The organism is Streptomyces griseoviridis, assembly GCF_005222485.1.
In the GTDB taxonomy this organism is placed as follows: Bacteria; Actinomycetota; Actinomycetes; order Streptomycetales; family Streptomycetaceae; genus Streptomyces; species Streptomyces hintoniae.
Genome location: NZ_CP029078.1, coordinates 5,452,795 through 5,467,309 on the forward strand (window position 1 = coordinate 5,452,795; position 14,515 = coordinate 5,467,309).

Annotated in this window: 15 protein-coding genes and 1 riboswitch; of the genes, 11 read left to right on the forward strand and 4 right to left on the reverse strand. The window is 73.2% G+C overall.

All coding sequences use genetic code 11. The features are described 5' to 3' along the window. Positions 1-14: 14 nt before the first annotated feature. Both DDJ31_RS23600 and DDJ31_RS23605 read left to right on the forward strand, forming a co-directional pair. On the forward strand, positions 15-218 hold the full coding sequence (locus DDJ31_RS23600; RefSeq protein ID WP_127178380.1) for a DUF397 domain-containing protein: 204 nt from the start codon (positions 15-17) through the stop codon (positions 216-218). A 75-nt stretch (positions 219-293) separates the two neighbouring features. Continuing rightward, a complete protein-coding gene (locus tag DDJ31_RS23605; RefSeq protein ID WP_127182634.1) occupies positions 294-1,325 on the forward strand; it encodes a transcriptional regulator in 1,032 nt (343 codons plus the stop codon). 29 nt (positions 1,326-1,354) lie between these two features. Here the strand turns inward: DDJ31_RS23605 and DDJ31_RS23610 are convergent, their stop codons facing one another. After that, the gene (locus tag DDJ31_RS23610) at positions 1,355-2,350 is read right to left on the reverse strand and encodes a hypothetical protein (RefSeq protein WP_240678405.1); all 996 of its coding nucleotides are present in this window, start codon (positions 2,348-2,350) and stop codon (positions 1,355-1,357) included. A 181-nt stretch (positions 2,351-2,531) separates the two neighbouring features. On the opposite strand from DDJ31_RS23610, the gene DDJ31_RS23615 reads away from it, so the two are divergent. From DDJ31_RS23615 to DDJ31_RS23635, 5 genes are all read left to right on the forward strand, one after another. Then, complete coding sequence (locus DDJ31_RS23615; protein ID WP_127178379.1) at positions 2,532-2,861, forward strand: hypothetical protein; 330 nt, start codon at positions 2,532-2,534, stop codon at positions 2,859-2,861. A 3-nt stretch (positions 2,862-2,864) separates the two neighbouring features. After that, positions 2,865-4,049, forward strand: coding sequence for a glutathionylspermidine synthase family protein (locus DDJ31_RS23620; RefSeq protein ID WP_127178378.1), 1,185 nt, complete (start codon positions 2,865-2,867; stop codon positions 4,047-4,049). A 225-nt stretch (positions 4,050-4,274) separates the two neighbouring features. Further along, a riboswitch (ZMP/ZTP riboswitch) is annotated at positions 4,275-4,364 on the forward strand. A 44-nt stretch (positions 4,365-4,408) separates the two neighbouring features. Next, positions 4,409-5,860 carry a glycine hydroxymethyltransferase gene (locus DDJ31_RS23625; RefSeq protein WP_127178377.1) on the forward strand — a complete coding sequence of 484 codons (1,452 nt, stop codon included), beginning with the start codon at positions 4,409-4,411 and terminating at the stop codon, positions 5,858-5,860. Positions 5,861-6,263: 403 nt separating this feature from the next. Then, complete coding sequence (trpS, locus tag DDJ31_RS23630; protein WP_127178375.1) at positions 6,264-7,277, forward strand: tryptophan--tRNA ligase; 1,014 nt, start codon at positions 6,264-6,266, stop codon at positions 7,275-7,277. Between the two features lie 137 nt (positions 7,278-7,414). Then, positions 7,415-7,999 carry a 2'-5' RNA ligase family protein gene (locus DDJ31_RS23635; RefSeq protein ID WP_127178374.1) on the forward strand — a complete coding sequence of 195 codons (585 nt, stop codon included), beginning with the start codon at positions 7,415-7,417 and terminating at the stop codon, positions 7,997-7,999. A 12-nt stretch (positions 8,000-8,011) separates the two neighbouring features. Here DDJ31_RS23635 and DDJ31_RS23640 read toward each other — a convergent pair whose 3' ends face one another. Both DDJ31_RS23640 and DDJ31_RS23645 read right to left on the reverse strand, forming a co-directional pair. Then, entirely contained in the window at positions 8,012-8,767 is a 756-nt protein-coding gene (locus tag DDJ31_RS23640; protein WP_127178373.1) for a decaprenylphospho-beta-D-erythro-pentofuranosid-2-ulose 2-reductase, read from the reverse strand. An 89-nt stretch (positions 8,768-8,856) separates the two neighbouring features. Continuing rightward, a complete protein-coding gene (locus tag DDJ31_RS23645; RefSeq protein WP_164784908.1) occupies positions 8,857-10,206 on the reverse strand; it encodes an FAD-binding oxidoreductase in 1,350 nt (449 codons plus the stop codon). 164 nt (positions 10,207-10,370) lie between these two features. On the opposite strand from DDJ31_RS23645, the gene DDJ31_RS23650 reads away from it, so the two are divergent. Genes DDJ31_RS23650 through DDJ31_RS23665 form a run of 4 tightly spaced genes read left to right on the forward strand, consistent with a single transcriptional unit; the run spans position 10,371 to position 13,270 of the window. Then, positions 10,371-10,895, forward strand: coding sequence for a phosphatase PAP2 family protein (locus tag DDJ31_RS23650; protein WP_127178371.1), 525 nt, complete (start codon positions 10,371-10,373; stop codon positions 10,893-10,895). Then, positions 10,888-11,877 (forward strand): decaprenyl-phosphate phosphoribosyltransferase, encoded by a 990-nt coding sequence (locus tag DDJ31_RS23655; RefSeq protein WP_164784907.1) that lies wholly within the window; start codon positions 10,888-10,890, stop codon positions 11,875-11,877. Before DDJ31_RS23650 ends, DDJ31_RS23655 begins: the two co-directional genes overlap by 8 nt. Further along, positions 11,874-12,311 carry a GtrA family protein gene (locus DDJ31_RS23660; protein ID WP_127178370.1) on the forward strand — a complete coding sequence of 146 codons (438 nt, stop codon included), beginning with the start codon at positions 11,874-11,876 and terminating at the stop codon, positions 12,309-12,311. Before DDJ31_RS23655 ends, DDJ31_RS23660 begins: the two co-directional genes overlap by 4 nt. Further along, positions 12,299-13,270: a YihY/virulence factor BrkB family protein gene (locus DDJ31_RS23665; protein WP_127178369.1), complete on the forward strand. Its 972-nt coding sequence runs from the start codon at positions 12,299-12,301 to the stop codon at positions 13,268-13,270. Before DDJ31_RS23660 ends, DDJ31_RS23665 begins: the two co-directional genes overlap by 13 nt. Here the strand turns inward: DDJ31_RS23665 and DDJ31_RS23670 are convergent. Continuing rightward, a complete protein-coding gene (locus tag DDJ31_RS23670; protein ID WP_253302958.1) occupies positions 13,218-14,486 on the reverse strand; it encodes a D-alanyl-D-alanine carboxypeptidase family protein in 1,269 nt (422 codons plus the stop codon). The genes DDJ31_RS23665 and DDJ31_RS23670 overlap by 53 nt on opposite strands. Positions 14,487-14,515 lie beyond the last annotated feature (29 nt).

Here is a 14,515-nt window from a genome sequence, read left to right on the forward strand (position 1 = left end):
GAGGGCGCTTCGCGATGGCCGATTTTCCCTGTTGGTTCACCTCTTCGTACAGCGACAACGGCGGCCAATGCCTTCAGGTCGCCGTCAATCTCGCCGCGACTCACGGTGTTGTCCCCGTCCGTGACTCCAAGTCCCCGAGCGAATCGACCCTGTTGTTCCGCACCGGCGCCTTCGATCGCTTCGTCGGTGGAGTCAAGAGCGGGTTCGGGTCTCGCTGATCCGGGGCTCTCAAGTCGTCGGGAGCAGCGGGGCTCTGGTCGGGGGAGGAGGGGATCGACGTGTACCGGCAGGGCATGGTGCCCGCACGGCGAGGCGTTCTCGGTGTCGGGTTGCTGGCCGTCGCCCTCACCGTCCCCGGTTGGCCCGACGTGCTCGGGCGGCTTGAGGCGTTCTCGGCCGGTCGAGCCGCCCGTATCGGTATGCCCGAGGTCGACATGGTCGTCGACATGACGGCCAAAGTGTCCGAGCTGGACGACCAGTTCGGCGGACGGCACGCCCGGCCCATGGCCGCCGCCTTCCTCGTCAACACGGTCGCCGGGTACCTCAAGGCGGACGCGTCGGACGACGTCCGCAAGGCCATGCTGTCGGCGGCCTCCGACCTCAGCTACCTCACCGGGTACATGGCCGTCGACGAAGGTCTGCACGGCCTCGCCCAGCGCTACTACGTCAAGGCCCTCGAACTGGCCGGCGCCGCCGGTGACCACCTCATCTACTGCACCACGCTGCGCGGCACGAGCGTCCAGGCCGTCGATCTCGGTCACGGGGCGCGAGCCATGGACCTCGCCGACGCCGCCGCCACCGCGTCGCCCGCCGCCGGTCCCCGGATGCGGGCCTTCCTCGCCGGGCAGCAGGCCCACGCGGCGGCGCAGACAGGTGACCGCACCAGCGCGCTCCGCCACCTGCGCGAGGCCGAGGCGCACATGGACCGGGCCGAGTCCCGCGCCACGACGTTCGGTTCGTACGACCCGGCCGCTCTCAACTACCACGTGAGTCAGGTCCGTTACGAACTCGGCGACCTGTCCGGAGCCGTCGAGGCGATGCAGCAGTCCGACCGGCTGCGGTACAGCGTCTACCGACGCACCCGGGTGCACCGCCGCGGCACCCTCGCCGAACGCCAATTCGCGGTCGGCCACCTCGAAGCCGCCGTCCAGACCTGGCGGTCCGCTCTCGACGAGTGGCCCCTGGTGCAGTCAGGCCGTGCCGACGAGCGGATGCGCAGCATGGTCCGGCTGCTTCGGCCCCACCTCAAGAACGGGCACGCCCGCGCCCTGTACGACCGGGCGCGGGCCGTGCTGCCGGTCTCCCTGCACGCTCCCACCCGCTGACGGCACCCGTCCGCGTCCCGTCAGACCGTTCACCGCCCCCTGTCCGAACCCTCCGCATCCGCTCCCCGCTGCCTCTCCGAACCCTCCGCATCCGCTCCCCGCTGCCTCTCCGAACCCTCCGCATCCGCTCCCCGCTGCCTCTCCGGATCCTTCGATTTCTCCGAACTCCCCATATCCATAGCCCCCGTTGCCGTCGGCGCCTCGCCGAACCGTGCCAGTGCCAGCGCGCCCGTCACCGCCACGGCGAAGCCCAGTACCGCCAGCCACGTCAGGCCCTCGCGGGTGCGGTCGCCCAGCCAGATCACGCCCACCGCCGCCGGGCCGAGCGTCTCGCCGATCACCAGGCCCGCCGTCGCCGCCGTCACCGAACCCCGTTCCAGCGCCGACGTCAGCAGCAGGAACGCCGCGCCCCCGCCCACCAGCAGCGCGTACGTCGCCGGGTTCGTGAGCAGGGCCGACGGGGTCACCGAGTCGATCAGGCGGACCGACACCTCGACCACCCCGAACCCGAACCCCGCGCCGAGCCCGAGCGCCGCCGATCTGCCGGGGCCCGTCCAGCGGCCCGCGCCGAGCCCCAGCAGCAGTACCGCCACCGCGACCCCGAGCGTCACGTACCGCAGCGTGTCCGTTCCCGGCCGGTGGCCCTCCGCGCCCGACGCAAGGCCCAGCATCGCCAGCCCCGCGCACACCACCCCGACCGCGCCCCACTCCATCCCGTTCAACCGCACCCGCAGCAGCCGCGCCGCGACCACCGCCGTCACCGCGAGGCTGGACGCCAGCGCCGCGCCCACCGCGTAGATCGGCAGCGACCGCAGCGCGGCGATCTGGAACACGAACCCGAGGCCGTCCAGGGCGAGTCCGGCCAGGTACCGCCACTGCCGGACCGCCCGCAGCAGCAGCGCCGTCTGACCGCCGGGGCCGGCGCCCGCGCCGTCGTCCCCCGGAGCGGACGCCGCCCGTGTGGCGACCGCCTGCAACACCGTCGCCGTACCGAAACAGACCGCCGCGCCGAGCGCGCACATCATCCCGAGAAGCACAGGAGCGACTGTAGGGGAGGCCGGGCCCGACAGGTCCGGACCGACGGGTTGTCACATCCCCCTCTCGTTCTAGGCTGTGTTCGAGCCACACGGAATCCGGACAGCTCCGGATCTCGATCGCCGCGCCCACCGGTGCGGCACCGACGCGGCACCGACGGGGAGACACGACATGGCGGACGCACGCAGGCAACTACGGTCAGGCACCGTCGTTCTGGGCGGGATGGGGCTGCTCGCCGCCGCCCTCACCGCCTGCTCGTCCGATCCCGACAAGCGGTGCGTCGACCGCGACAGCTACAACCTCGGCAAGGGCTACCGGGTCGTCTCCGACAAGAACTGCAAGTCAGGCAGCGGCACGGGCACTTGGTACTACGGCGGCAAGAAGAAGGGCACCTGGGTCGAGAGCGGGTCGTTCAGCAAACCCCGCAAGGGCTCGGGGAGCGGCGGCGGTGGCGTCGACCGGGGCGGCTTCGGTGGCGGCAAGGGCGCCAAGGGCGGCTGACCCGTGCGCCGACACACCCTCACCCCGCGCCCCGACTGGCAGCGCACCGTCGAGGAGCAGGGGCTCGTCTACCCGCTGACCCGGTACCCCGACGACTCCCTGCGCCCCTACTGGGACGAGAGCGCCTACTACTCCTTCTCCCTCGCCGAGGTCGAGGCCCTGGAGGAGGTCGTCGAGGAGTTGCACGCGCTCTGCCTCGCCGCCGCCGACCACCTCGTCACCGCCGGCCGCCTCGCCGAACTCGGCATCACCGATCCGCGGGTCGCCGACGCCGTCGCCGAGTCCTGGCGGCGGCGGGCCGAACTGCCGTCCCTGTACGGCAGGTTCGACCTGCGCCACGACGGGACCGGGCCCGCCAAACTGCTGGAGTACAACGCCGACACCCCGACCTCGCTCGTCGAGGCCGCCTCCCCGCAGTGGTTCTGGATGACGGAACGATTCCCCGGCGCCGACCAGTGGAACTCCCTGCACGAACGCCTCGTCGCCGCCTGGCGCAGACAGGCACCGCTGCTGCCGCCCGGCGCCCCGCTGCACTTCGCGCACTCCTCGGACGACGAACTCGGCGAGGACCTCATGACGGTCGCCTACCTCAAGGAGACTGCCGAGCAGGCCGGCCTGGAGACCGAGTGGATCTCCATGGAGGAGATCGGCTTCGACCCGCTGTCCGGGCGCTTCGTCGACCAGCGGCTGCGGTTCATCCGCAGCTGCTTCAAGCTCTACCCGTGGGAGTGGCTCACCACCGACCGGTTCGCGGGACACGTCCTCGACACCCTCGACAACGGCGGCGGCACCGGCACCACCCTGTGGATCGAGCCCGCCTGGAAGATGCTCCTCAGCAACAAGGCGCTGCTCGCGATCCTCTGGGAGCTGAACCCCGGGCACCCCAACCTGCTGCCCGCCCACCTCGACGGGCCCCGCGAGCTGGCCGCCACCACCGGGTACGTCGCCAAGCCGCTCCTCGGCCGGGAGGGCGCGGGCGTCACCGTCCACCCGGCGGGCGGCCCTCCCGCCGCCCCCGCGCCCGGTCACTGCTACCAGGCGCTCGCCCCGCTGCCCGCCTTCGACGGCAACCACGTCGTCCTCGGCGCCTGGGTCGTCGACGGCGAGCCCGCGGGCCTCGGCATCCGCGAGTCCGCCGGGCTGATCACCGACGAGTACGCCCGCTTCGTCCCGCACGTCATCCTCTGACCACCTGCCCGTACCGCCGCCCCATCCCGCACGTCATCCTCTGACCACCGGCCCGTACCGCCGCCGCGCCCGGGCGCCGACCGCCGGTGGCAGGTCGCCCGCCCTCCGGAACCCGCCGTCCCCCTCCCCGTCCGCAACCCGCCGTCGCCCTTCCCGCCCGCCGTTCGGCGGCCCGCTCGCATGGTGGACTGCGGACCGTGCGCCCGGCGGGCGGCGGGTACGCTGGCCGCGGGCCGTGACTGGCGCGCTGGGATGGGAACGACCATCGGGGAGCGGCCTGTACGTCAGCGAGTGCCGTGCGCCTGGGCCGAACCGTGACACCGTGACCGCTTCAGCCACGCCATCCGGAGGCCGACCTGATGTCCGAGCAGCAGCCCCTCTCCCCCCAGTCCACCGCCTTCCGCGCCGCCCTCGACGTGATCCGCGCCGTCGAGCCGCGGGTCGCCGACGCCATCGGCCAGGAGGTCGCCGACCAGCGCGAGATGCTCAAGCTGATCGCCTCGGAGAACTACGCGTCGCCGGCCACCCTCCTCGCGATGGGCAACTGGCTCAGCGACAAGTACGCCGAGGGCACCATCGGCCGCCGCTTCTACGCGGGCTGCCGCAACGTCGACACCGTCGAGGCGCTCGCCGCCGAGCACGCCCGCGAGCTGTTCGGCGCCCGCCACGCCTACGTCCAGCCGCACTCCGGCATCGACGCCAACCTCGTCGCCTTCTGGTCGGTGCTCGCCGCCCGGGTCGAGGTGCCCGCCCTGGAGAAGGCAGGCGTCCGCCAGGTCAACGACCTCTCCGACGCCGACTGGGCCGAGCTGCGCCGCGCCTTCGGCAACCAGCGGATGCTCGGCATGTCCCTGGACGCGGGCGGCCACCTCACCCACGGCTTCCGCCCCAACATCTCCGGCAAGATGTTCGACCAGCGCTCCTACGGCACCGACCCGGCCACCGGCCTCATCGACTACGAGGCGCTGCGCGTCTCCGCCCGCGAGTTCAAGCCGCTGATCATCGTCGCCGGCTACTCCGCCTACCCCCGCCTGGTGAACTTCCGGATCATGCGGGAGATCGCCGACGAGGTCGGCGCGACCCTCATGGTCGACATGGCGCACTTCGCGGGGCTCGTCGCGGGCAAGGTCCTCACCGGCGACTTCGACCCCATCCCGCACGCCCAGATCGTGACGACGACCACCCACAAGTCGCTGCGCGGGCCGCGCGGCGGCATGGTCCTGTGCGACGACTCCCTCAAGGACCAGGTCGACCGCGGCTGCCCGATGGTCCTCGGCGGCCCGCTCCCGCACGTCATGGCCGCGAAGGCCGTCGCCCTCGCGGAGGCCAGGCAGCCCGCCTTCCAGGACTACGCGCAGCGCATCGTCGACAACGCCCGCGCCCTCGCCGAGGGCCTGACCAGGCGCGGCGCCACCCTCGTCACCGGTGGCACCGACAACCACCTCAACCTGATCGACGTCACCACCTCCTACGGCCTCACCGGCCGGCAGGCCGAGGCCGCCCTGCTGGAGTCGGGCATCGTCACCAACCGCAACGCCATCCCCGCCGACCCGAACGGCGCCTGGTACACCTCCGGCATCCGGATCGGCACCCCGGCGCTCACCACCCGCGGCCTCGGCACCGCCGAGATGGACGAGGTGGCCGGCCTCATCGACCGGGTCCTCACCACCACCGAGGCCGGCACCACCAGCAAGGGCGCCCCCTCCAAGGCCCAGCACGTCCTGGACGAGAAGATCGCCGACGAGATCGCGCAGCGCGCCACCGACCTGGTCGCCGGCTTCCCGCTCTACCCCGAGATCGACCTCGGCTGACGCCCCCGCTCACCCCGACGCCCGTGCGGCGGTCCGGCCCCGGGCCCGGCCGCCGCCCGGCGGATCAGCAGGGTTCCGCCCGCTCCGAGGCCGAGCCCCACGGCAAGCCCCGGTAACGCCGGCCAGAGCCCGCCGTCGTCCGGCACGGGCCGCCGGCCCGCCACCGCCGCCCCCACGGGACCGTCCGCCGCGGCCGGTGGCGCCCCGGCGTCCGCCGCCCGCGCCCCCGGCATCCCGCACAGCAGCGCCACCGCCGCCCCCGACACCACCACGGCGCGTCCGTGCCGTCTCCCCATGTGCCCCTCCCGAGTCCTCCCCCTTCCCACACCGGCGGGCCCGGATCGGTTCCCTCCGCCGCCGACCCGTTCCCGATCGGGCCCCGGCACCTGAGAGAATGGTGGGCATGGCCTCTGACGTCCCCCGCGTGCTCTCCGGAATCCAGCCCACCGCAGGCTCGTTCCACCTCGGCAACTACCTCGGCGCCGTCCGCCAGTGGGTGGCGCTCCAGGAGTCCCACGACGCGTTCTACATGGTCGTCGACCTGCACGCGATCACGGTCCCGCAGGACCCGGCCGAGCTGCGCGCCAACACCCGGCTCGCCGTCGCCCAGCTGCTCGCCGCCGGGCTCGACCCCGAGCGGTGCACGCTGTTCGTGCAGAGCCATGTGCCCGAGCACGCCCAGCTCGCCTGGGTCATGAACTGCCTGACCGGCTTCGGCGAGGCCGCCCGGATGACGCAGTTCAAGGACAAGTCCGCGAAGCAGGGCGCCGACCGCGCCAGCGTCGGCCTCTTCACGTACCCGATCCTCCAGGTCGCCGACATCCTGCTCTACCAGGCCAACGAGGTCCCGGTGGGTGAGGACCAGCGCCAGCACATCGAGCTGACCCGCGACCTCGCGGAGCGCTTCAACGGCCGCTTCGGCGCGACCTTCACCCTCCCGAAGCCGTACATCCTCAAGGAGACGGCGAAGATCTACGACCTCCAGGACCCGTCGATCAAGATGAGCAAGTCGGCGTCCACGCCGAAGGGCCTGGTCAACCTGCTGGACGAGCCGAAGACCACCGCCAAGAAGGTCAAGAGCGCCGTCACCGACACCGACACCGTGATCCGCTTCGACGCGGAGCGGAAGCCGGGCGTCAGCAACCTCCTCACCATCTACTCCACCCTCACCGGGACCGGCATCCCCGCCCTGGAGGAGAGGTACGAGGGCAAGGGCTACGGCGCCCTCAAGACGGACCTCGCCGAGATCATGGTCGAGTTCGTGACGCCCTTCAAGGAGCGCACCCAGCAGTACCTGGACGACCCGGAGACGCTGGACTCGATTCTGGCCAAGGGCGCGGAGAAGGCGCGCGCGGTCGCCGCGGAGACGCTGGCGCACACCTACGACCGGGTCGGTTTCCTGCCCGCGAAGCACTGAGGCGCACGACCGCACTCCCGTTCCACCCGCAGAGCGCTGCACATCACTTCCGTTGCGCCTGCCCACAGCCCGGCCATAGCCGTACAGTCGATAGCCGGACGGCCGGGAACCGAACCGGCATGACGACAGGAGACGACGTGGGGACCGTAACGATCGGTGTCTCGATCGCGGTCCCGGAGCCTCACGGCAGCCTGCTCCAACAGCTGCGCCAGGGCTTCGGCGACGCCGCGGCGCACGGCATCCCCACGCACGTCACCCTGCTGCCCCCGACCGAGGTCGACGCCGCGTCGCTGCCCGCGATCGAGGCGCACCTCACCGAGGTCGCGGCGGCCGGCCGGCCCTTCCCGATGCGGCTCGCGGGCACCGGCACCTTCCGCCCGCTCTCCCCGGTCGTCTTCATACGGATCGCCGACGGCGCCGAGGCCTGCACCTGGCTCCAGAAGCAGGTCCGCGACGCCTCCGGGCCGGTCGCGCGCGAACTCCAGTTCCCGTACCACCCGCACGTCACCATCGCGCACGGCATCGAGGACGAGGCGATGGACCGCGCCTACGCGGAACTCGCCGACTACGAGGCGGGCTGGCCCTGCACCGGCTTCGCCCTCTACGAGCAGGGCCCCGACGGCGTCTGGCGCAAGCTGCGCGAGTACCCCTTCGGCGGCTCGGCGGTGGTCCCGCCGCAGGCCGACCGGCTGGGCCGCAGCACCCTCCCCGGCGGCCGCTGAGGCCGCCCCGGCTCAGACCGGCAGCCTGCGGAACACCGCGCGCGGCGCGTGCCGCAGCGCCGACATCACCACCCGCAGAGCCCCCGGCACCCACACCGTCTCCGACCGCCGTCGCAGCCCCAGTTCGACGGCGGCGGCGACCTCCTCCGGGGTCGTCGCGAGCGGCGCCTCGGGCAGCCCCGCGGTCATCTTCGAGCGCACGAACCCGGGCCGCACGACCATCACGTGCACGCCGGTGCCGTACAGCGCGTCGCCGAGGCCCTGCGCGAAGGCGTCGAGCCCCGCCTTGCTCGACCCGTAGATGAAGTTGGCGCGGCGGGCCCGCTCGCCCGCCACCGACGACAGCACGACGAGCGAGCCGTGGCCCTGCGCCTGGAGCGCGCGGGCGGCCACCAGGCACGCCGACACCGCGCCGGTGTAGTTGGTCTGCGCGACCCGCACCGCGGACGCCGGATCGCGCTCGTCGCGCGCCTGGTCGCCGAGGACCCCGAAGGCGAGCAGCACCAGGTCGATGTCGCCCTCCGCGAAGACCTTGCCGAGCGCCGTCTCGTGCGCCTCGGGCTCCAGCGCGTCGAAGGCAACGGTGTGCACCTCGGCGCCCAGACCGCGCAGTTCCGTCGCGGCCCGGTCGAGGGCGGGCGAGGGCCGGCCGGCCAGCCAGACCGTGCGGGTCCTGCGGGCGATCAGACGGCGGGCGGTGGCCAGCGCGATCTCGGAGGTACCGCCGAGCACGAGCAGGGACTGGGGGAGACCGAAAGCGTCCTTCACGACAGCTCCTAAAGCAGGGCAGAGGGGAAGCGGGGCACAGCGGGCTCAGCGGCGGAGTCAGCGGGCTGAGCGGCGCGCAGACAGCGGGCTCAGAGGGCGAGGCGGCGGGAGAGGTCCGAGGTGAAGACCCCGCGCGGGTCGAGGTCGGCGCGCAGGGCCCGGAAGTCGGCGAGGCGCGGGTACATCGTGGTGAGCAGCTCGGGGCGGAGCCGGGAGTCCTTGGCGAGGTAGACCCGGCCGCCCGCGGCGGCCACCTCGTCGTCCAGCTCGTCGAGGAACCCGGCGAGGCCCGGCAGCCCCGCGGGGAGGTCGAGGGCCAGCGTCCAGCCGGGCACCGGGAAGGAGAGCCAGCCGGGGTCGGCCTCCCCGAAGCGCTTGAGGACGGCGAGGAACGACGGGCAGCGGCGCTCGGAGATGCGCCGCACGATCCGGCGCAGGGTCTCCTCCTGGCCGTGTCCGACGACGAACTGGTACTGCACGAAGCCGCCCCGCCCGTAGACCCGGTTCCAGTGCGGCACGCCGTCCAGGGGGTGGAAGAAGGTCGACATCCGCTGGAGTTCGCCGGTGCGGGCGCGGGGCGCCTTGCGGAACCACAGCTCGTTGAAGAGGCCCACCGTGCGGCGGCTGAGCAGGCCCTCGGGGAAGACGGCGGGCGCGGCCGGCAGCCGCGGGGTGCGGAAGGCCAGCGGGGCGCGGCGGGCGCGGGCGGGCAGCGCGTCGAGCGGGGCGTGGTCGCCGCGGGTGAGGACGGCGCGGCCGGTCGCGGCGCCGCGCGCCAGCAGGTCGATCCAGGCGACCGAGTAGCGGTAGCGGTGGTCGGTGGCGGTCAGCCGGGCCATCAGGTCGTCGAGGTCGGCGGCCCGCTCGGTGTCGACGGACATCAGGGACGTCTCGACGGGCTGGAGCCGTACCGCCGCGGTCAGGATCACGCCGGTCAGGCCCATGCCGCCCGCGGTCGCGTCGAACAGCGGGGTGCCCTGGGCCACGGTGCGCACCAGGCCGTCGGCGGTGAGGAGTTCGAAGGACCGGACATGGCGGGCGAAGGAGCCGCTGACGTGGTGGTTCTTGCCGTGGATGTCCGCGCCGATGGCGCCGCCGACGGTGACGTACCTGGTGCCGGGCGTCACCGGCACGAACCAGCCGAGCGGCAGCAGCAGTTCCATCAGCCGGTGCAGGGAGACGCCCGCGTCGCAGAGCACCGTGCCCTCGGTGACGTCGATGGCGTGGACGCGGTCGAGGGCCGTCATGTCGAGGACCGCGCCGCCGGCGTTCTGCGCGGCGTCCCCGTACGCCCGGCCGAGGCCCCGGGGGATACCGCCGCGGGTCCCGCACTCCCGGACGGCGGCCGCCGCCTCCTGGTAGCTCCGCGGGCGGATCAGCTGGGCCGCGGTGGGGGCGGTGCGGCCCCACCCGGTGACGGCAACGGTGTCGGCAGGCATGTCGGAGACCGTATCGTCCTTGTCCATGACGAATGCTGACAGACACTTATGAAGGAGAACGGACAGCGGTAAAACGTGACCTCCCTCCCCGAAATGGGTGATTAATGGGATGTCGCTCAATATTGCCGCAGCTCCGACAGTGCGGACGGGAACAGTGAGTCCACATGGACCATATCGATCAGATCGATCACATCGGCAAGGTCGATCAGCGCATCCTCTCGGCGTTCCGCGCGTGCGGCGCCGATCCACGCGTCGCCGGCGCCGCGCGCGCCCTGTCCCGGGCCGGTGAGCACGGCGCGCTGTGGCTCGCGGCGGGGCTCGCGGGGGCCGCCGTGGACGGCGCGCGGCGCGGCGCCTGGTTGCGTGCGACGGCGCTCACCGCGGGCGCGCACGCTGCCAGCGTGGGCGTGAAGAGGGTGGTGCGGCGCCCGCGCCCGGCCACCGAGCCCCTCGTACGGACCGCGGGCCGGCACTCCTTCCCCAGCTCCCACGCGACCTCGGCCGCCGCGGCCGCCGTCGCCCTCGGAGCCCTCGGGGCGCCCGCCCTGGCGCCGCTCGCCGCCGCGATGTGCGTCTCCCGCCTGGTCGTCGGCGTGCACTACCCCACGGACGTGGTCGCGGGCGCGGCCCTCGGGGCGCTCACGGCGCGGGCCGGGGCGCGCTGGGTGAGCGGGGGTTCGCGTGACTGAGACGGCGCCGCTCGCGGGCGGCGCCCGCACCCGCGACCCGGCGCTCGTCGAACAGCGCACCCCGCCACCGCACCCGGGGCCGCCTGCCCCGGGCCGGGGCGTCGGCGGCCTGCTCGGCGGCCTGCTGCGGACCGCCCGCCCCAAGCAGTGGGTCAAGAACGTCCTGGTCGTCGCCGCCCCGGCCGCCGCGGGCCAGCTGTTCTCCCGGCACGCGGCCGGCCGACTCGCCCTGGTCTTCGTGCTGTTCACGGCCTGCGCCGCCGCCGTCTACCTGGTCAACGACGCCCGCGACGCCGAGGCCGACCGCGCCCACCCCACCAAACGGCGCCGCCCGGTCGCCGCGGGACAGGTCCCGGTGCCGGTCGCCTACGCCGCCGGAGCCGTCCTCGGCGTCCTCGCGCCCGCCCTCGCCGCCTGGCTGGTCTCCCCGGCCGTCGCGGCCCTGCTCGCGGCCTACCTCGGCATGCAACTGGCCTACTGCGTCAGCCTCAAGCACGTCCTGGTGGTCGACCTCGTCGTCGTCACCACCGGCTTCCTGATGCGGGCGACCGCCGGCGGGCTCGCGCTGCAGATCCCGCTGTCGCGCTGGTTCCTCATCACCACCGGGTTCGGCGCGCTGTTCATGGTGTCGGCCAAGCGCTACTCCGAGGCCCTCCAGATGTCGGGGAAGGCGGGCGCCACCCGCGCGCTGCTCACCGAGTACACGGTCGGCTACCTGCGGTTCGTGTGGCAGCTCGCGGCCGGTGTCGCCGTCCTCGGCTACTGCATGTGGGCCCTTGAGGAGGGCGGCGGCCACGCCGGCGTGCTGCCCTGGCGGCAGCTGTCCCTGGTGGCGTTCATCCTCGCCGTCCTGCGCTACGCCGTCTTCGCGGACCGCGGCACGGCCGGCGAACCCGAGGAGGTCGTGCTGCACGACCGCGCCCTCGCCGTCATCGGCCTGGCCTGGCTGGCCATGTACGGCCTGGCGGTGGCCCGTTGGTGAGCGCCCGCGCGACGGCCGGGCGCCGGGAGCTGATCGGCTTCGCCTGTGCCGGGCTGCTCGCCTACGCCGCCGACCTCGCCCTGTTCAGCTGGCTGCGCGGACCCGCGGGACTCGACCCGCTCACCGCCAAGGCGCTCTCCTTCGTCGCCGGCTGCTCGGTCGCCTACGCGGGCAACGCGCTCGGCACCTACCGGGACGCCCGCCCGCCGGGACCGCGCCCCTACCTCGTGTTCCTCGCGGTGAACGTCGCGGGCGCCCTGGTGCAGCTGCTGTGCCTGGCCGTCAGCCACTACGGCCTCGGTCTCACCTCGCAGCGCGCGGACACCGTCTCGGGCGCGGGCGTCGGCATGGTCCTCGGCACACTTCTGCGGTTCTGGGGTACCCGGACATGGGTGTTTCCGAGTGAGGGCAGAGTCGCACCATGGACTGGCTGAAAAAGCTCCCCGTCGTAGGGCCGCTGCTGACGCGGCTGATGCTCACCCATGCCTGGCGTTCCTACGAACGCCTCGACCGGGTGAAGTGGGCACGGCTGGCCGCGGCGATGACGTTCATCAGCTTCATCGCGCTGTTCCCGCTGCTCACCGTGGCCGCCGCGGTCGCCGCCGCCACGCTGAGCCCGGCCAGGACCCAGAGCCTCCAGAACAAGATCGCCGACCAGGTCCCTGGCATCTCCGACCAGCTCGACCTCAACAGCCTGGTGCAGAACGCGGGCACCGTCGGACTCATCGCGGGCGCCCTGCTGCTGTTCACCGGCATCGGCTGGGTCGGCTCGATGCGCGAGTGCCTGCGCGCGGTCTGGGAACTGCCCGACAAGGAGGAGAACCCGCTGCTGCGCAAGGCCAAGGACGCGGGCGTCCTGCTGGGCCTCGGCGGCGCGCTGCTGGCCACCATCGCCGCCTCCGCCATCGCCTCCGCGCTGGTCAACTGGATCGGCGGCCAGCTCGGCCTTGAGGCGGGCGGGGTGGGGCGGGCGCTGCTGCGGACCGCCGCGTTCGCCGTCGCCGTCCTGGCCGATTTCCTGCTCCTGCTGTACGTCCTCACGCTGCTGCCCGGCGTCGAACCGGCCAGGCACCGGCTGCTGGTGGCCGCGCTGACCGGCGCGATCGGCTTCGAGCTGCTGAAGCTGCTGCTGAGCGGCTACATGCAGGGGGTGGCGGGCAAGAGCATGTACGGCGCGTTCGGGGTGCCCGTCGCCCTGCTCCTGTGGATCAACTTCACGTCGAAACTCGTCCTGTTCTGCGCGGCCTGGACGGCCACGCCGAGCAAGGAGCAGGACCCGGAGCTGAACCAGGGCACCCCCGACGGCGGCGACGACGGTCAGGGCGGCCCCGCCGCCACCGTCACGGACGGGAGCGGCGGCGCACCAGGTCCGGCAGTGGCCAACGGCGGTTGACCAGGAACGCGGCGGCGGCGAGCACCACCAGCGCGCCGCCCGCCAGAGCCAGCGCCATCCCCATGCCGCCCGAGCCCGACCGGTCGCCCGCGGCCTGCGCGGACGCCGTGTCGGCGGCGCCGCCGGCCTCGCCGGGCGACGCGGTGGAGCCCGGCTGCGCGGTGGCGCCGGCGGCGCTGCGGGGCGCCACCAGCTCGCCCACCGGCCGGGCCTTTCCGGCCGCCTTGAAGCCCCAGTCGAAGAGGCTCGCGGTCTCCTTGTAGATCTCGTTGTGCTCGTTCTTCGCCGGGTTCATCACGGTGACGAGCAGCACCCGGCCGTCGCGCTCGGCGACCCCGGTGAAGGTCGCGCCCGCGTTGGTGGTGTTGCCGTTCTTGACGCCCGCGATGCCCTGGTAGACGGAGATGTCGGAGTCGCCGCTCAGCAGCCGGTTGGTGTTCTGGATCTCGAAGGTCCCGCGGACCTCCTTGCCCTTCTTCTTCTCGGTGTCGCCGGGGAATTTCGCGCGCACCGTCGAGCAGTACTCGCGGAAGTCCTTCTTCTGCAGCCCGGAGCGCGCCACGAGCGTCAGGTCGTACGCCGACGACACCTGCTCCGGCGCGTCGTAGCCGTCCGGGCTGACCACGTGGGTGTCGAGCGCCTGCAACTCCTCGGCGTGCTCGTTCATCTCCCGGACGGTGTTGTCGACGCCGTCGTTCATCGCCGACAGCACGTGCACGGCGTCGTTGCCCGAGCGCAGGAAGACGCCCAGCCACAGATCGTGGACCGTGTACGTCTCGCCCTCCTTTATCCCCACCATGCTGGAACCGGCGCCGATGCCCGCGAGGTCGGCCGGCACCACCGTGTGCTTCTCGGACTTCGGGAACTTCGGCAGGACGGTGTCCGCGAACAGCATCTTCATGGTGCTCGCAGGCGGCAGCCGCCAGTGCGCGTTCTGCGCGGCCAGCACCTCGCCCGACTCGGCGTCCGCGACGATCCAGGACCGCGCGGTCAGCCCCTTCGGCAGCACCGGGGCGCCGTCGCCCAGATCGGCCTGGGCGCCCGGCTGTCCGAGCCGGGCGCCGCCCACCGACGACATGTGCGCGGGCGGGGTGGCCGAGGGGCTCGTGGACGGGCCGGGGGCCGCGAGCGCGGCGGGCGCGGTCAGCGCGAGCGACGACAGGGCGGCGGAGGTGACCAGCAGGGATCGCCTGACGGTCCGGTGGGGTGCGGGCACGGACGAGAAATTACCCGCCCGGGACCCGG

Coding starts and splice junctions, on each gene's coding strand:
- DDJ31_RS23600 (WP_127178380.1), top strand. CDS start 15: ATGGCCGATTTTCCCTGTTGGTTCACCTCTTCGTACAGCGACAACGGC.
- DDJ31_RS23605 (WP_127182634.1), top strand. CDS start 294: ATGGTGCCCGCACGGCGAGGCGTTCTCGGTGTCGGGTTGCTGGCCGTC.
- DDJ31_RS23610 (WP_240678405.1), bottom strand. CDS start 2,350: ATGATGTGCGCGCTCGGCGCGGCGGTCTGTTTCGGTACGGCGACGGTG.
- DDJ31_RS23615 (WP_127178379.1), top strand. CDS start 2,532: ATGGCGGACGCACGCAGGCAACTACGGTCAGGCACCGTCGTTCTGGGC.
- DDJ31_RS23625 (WP_127178377.1), top strand. CDS start 4,409: ATGTCCGAGCAGCAGCCCCTCTCCCCCCAGTCCACCGCCTTCCGCGCC.
- trpS (WP_127178375.1), top strand. CDS start 6,264: ATGGCCTCTGACGTCCCCCGCGTGCTCTCCGGAATCCAGCCCACCGCA.
- DDJ31_RS23645 (WP_164784908.1), bottom strand. CDS start 10,206: ATGCCTGCCGACACCGTTGCCGTCACCGGGTGGGGCCGCACCGCCCCC.
- DDJ31_RS23650 (WP_127178371.1), top strand. CDS start 10,371: ATGGACCATATCGATCAGATCGATCACATCGGCAAGGTCGATCAGCGC.
- DDJ31_RS23665 (WP_127178369.1), top strand. CDS start 12,299: ATGGACTGGCTGAAAAAGCTCCCCGTCGTAGGGCCGCTGCTGACGCGG.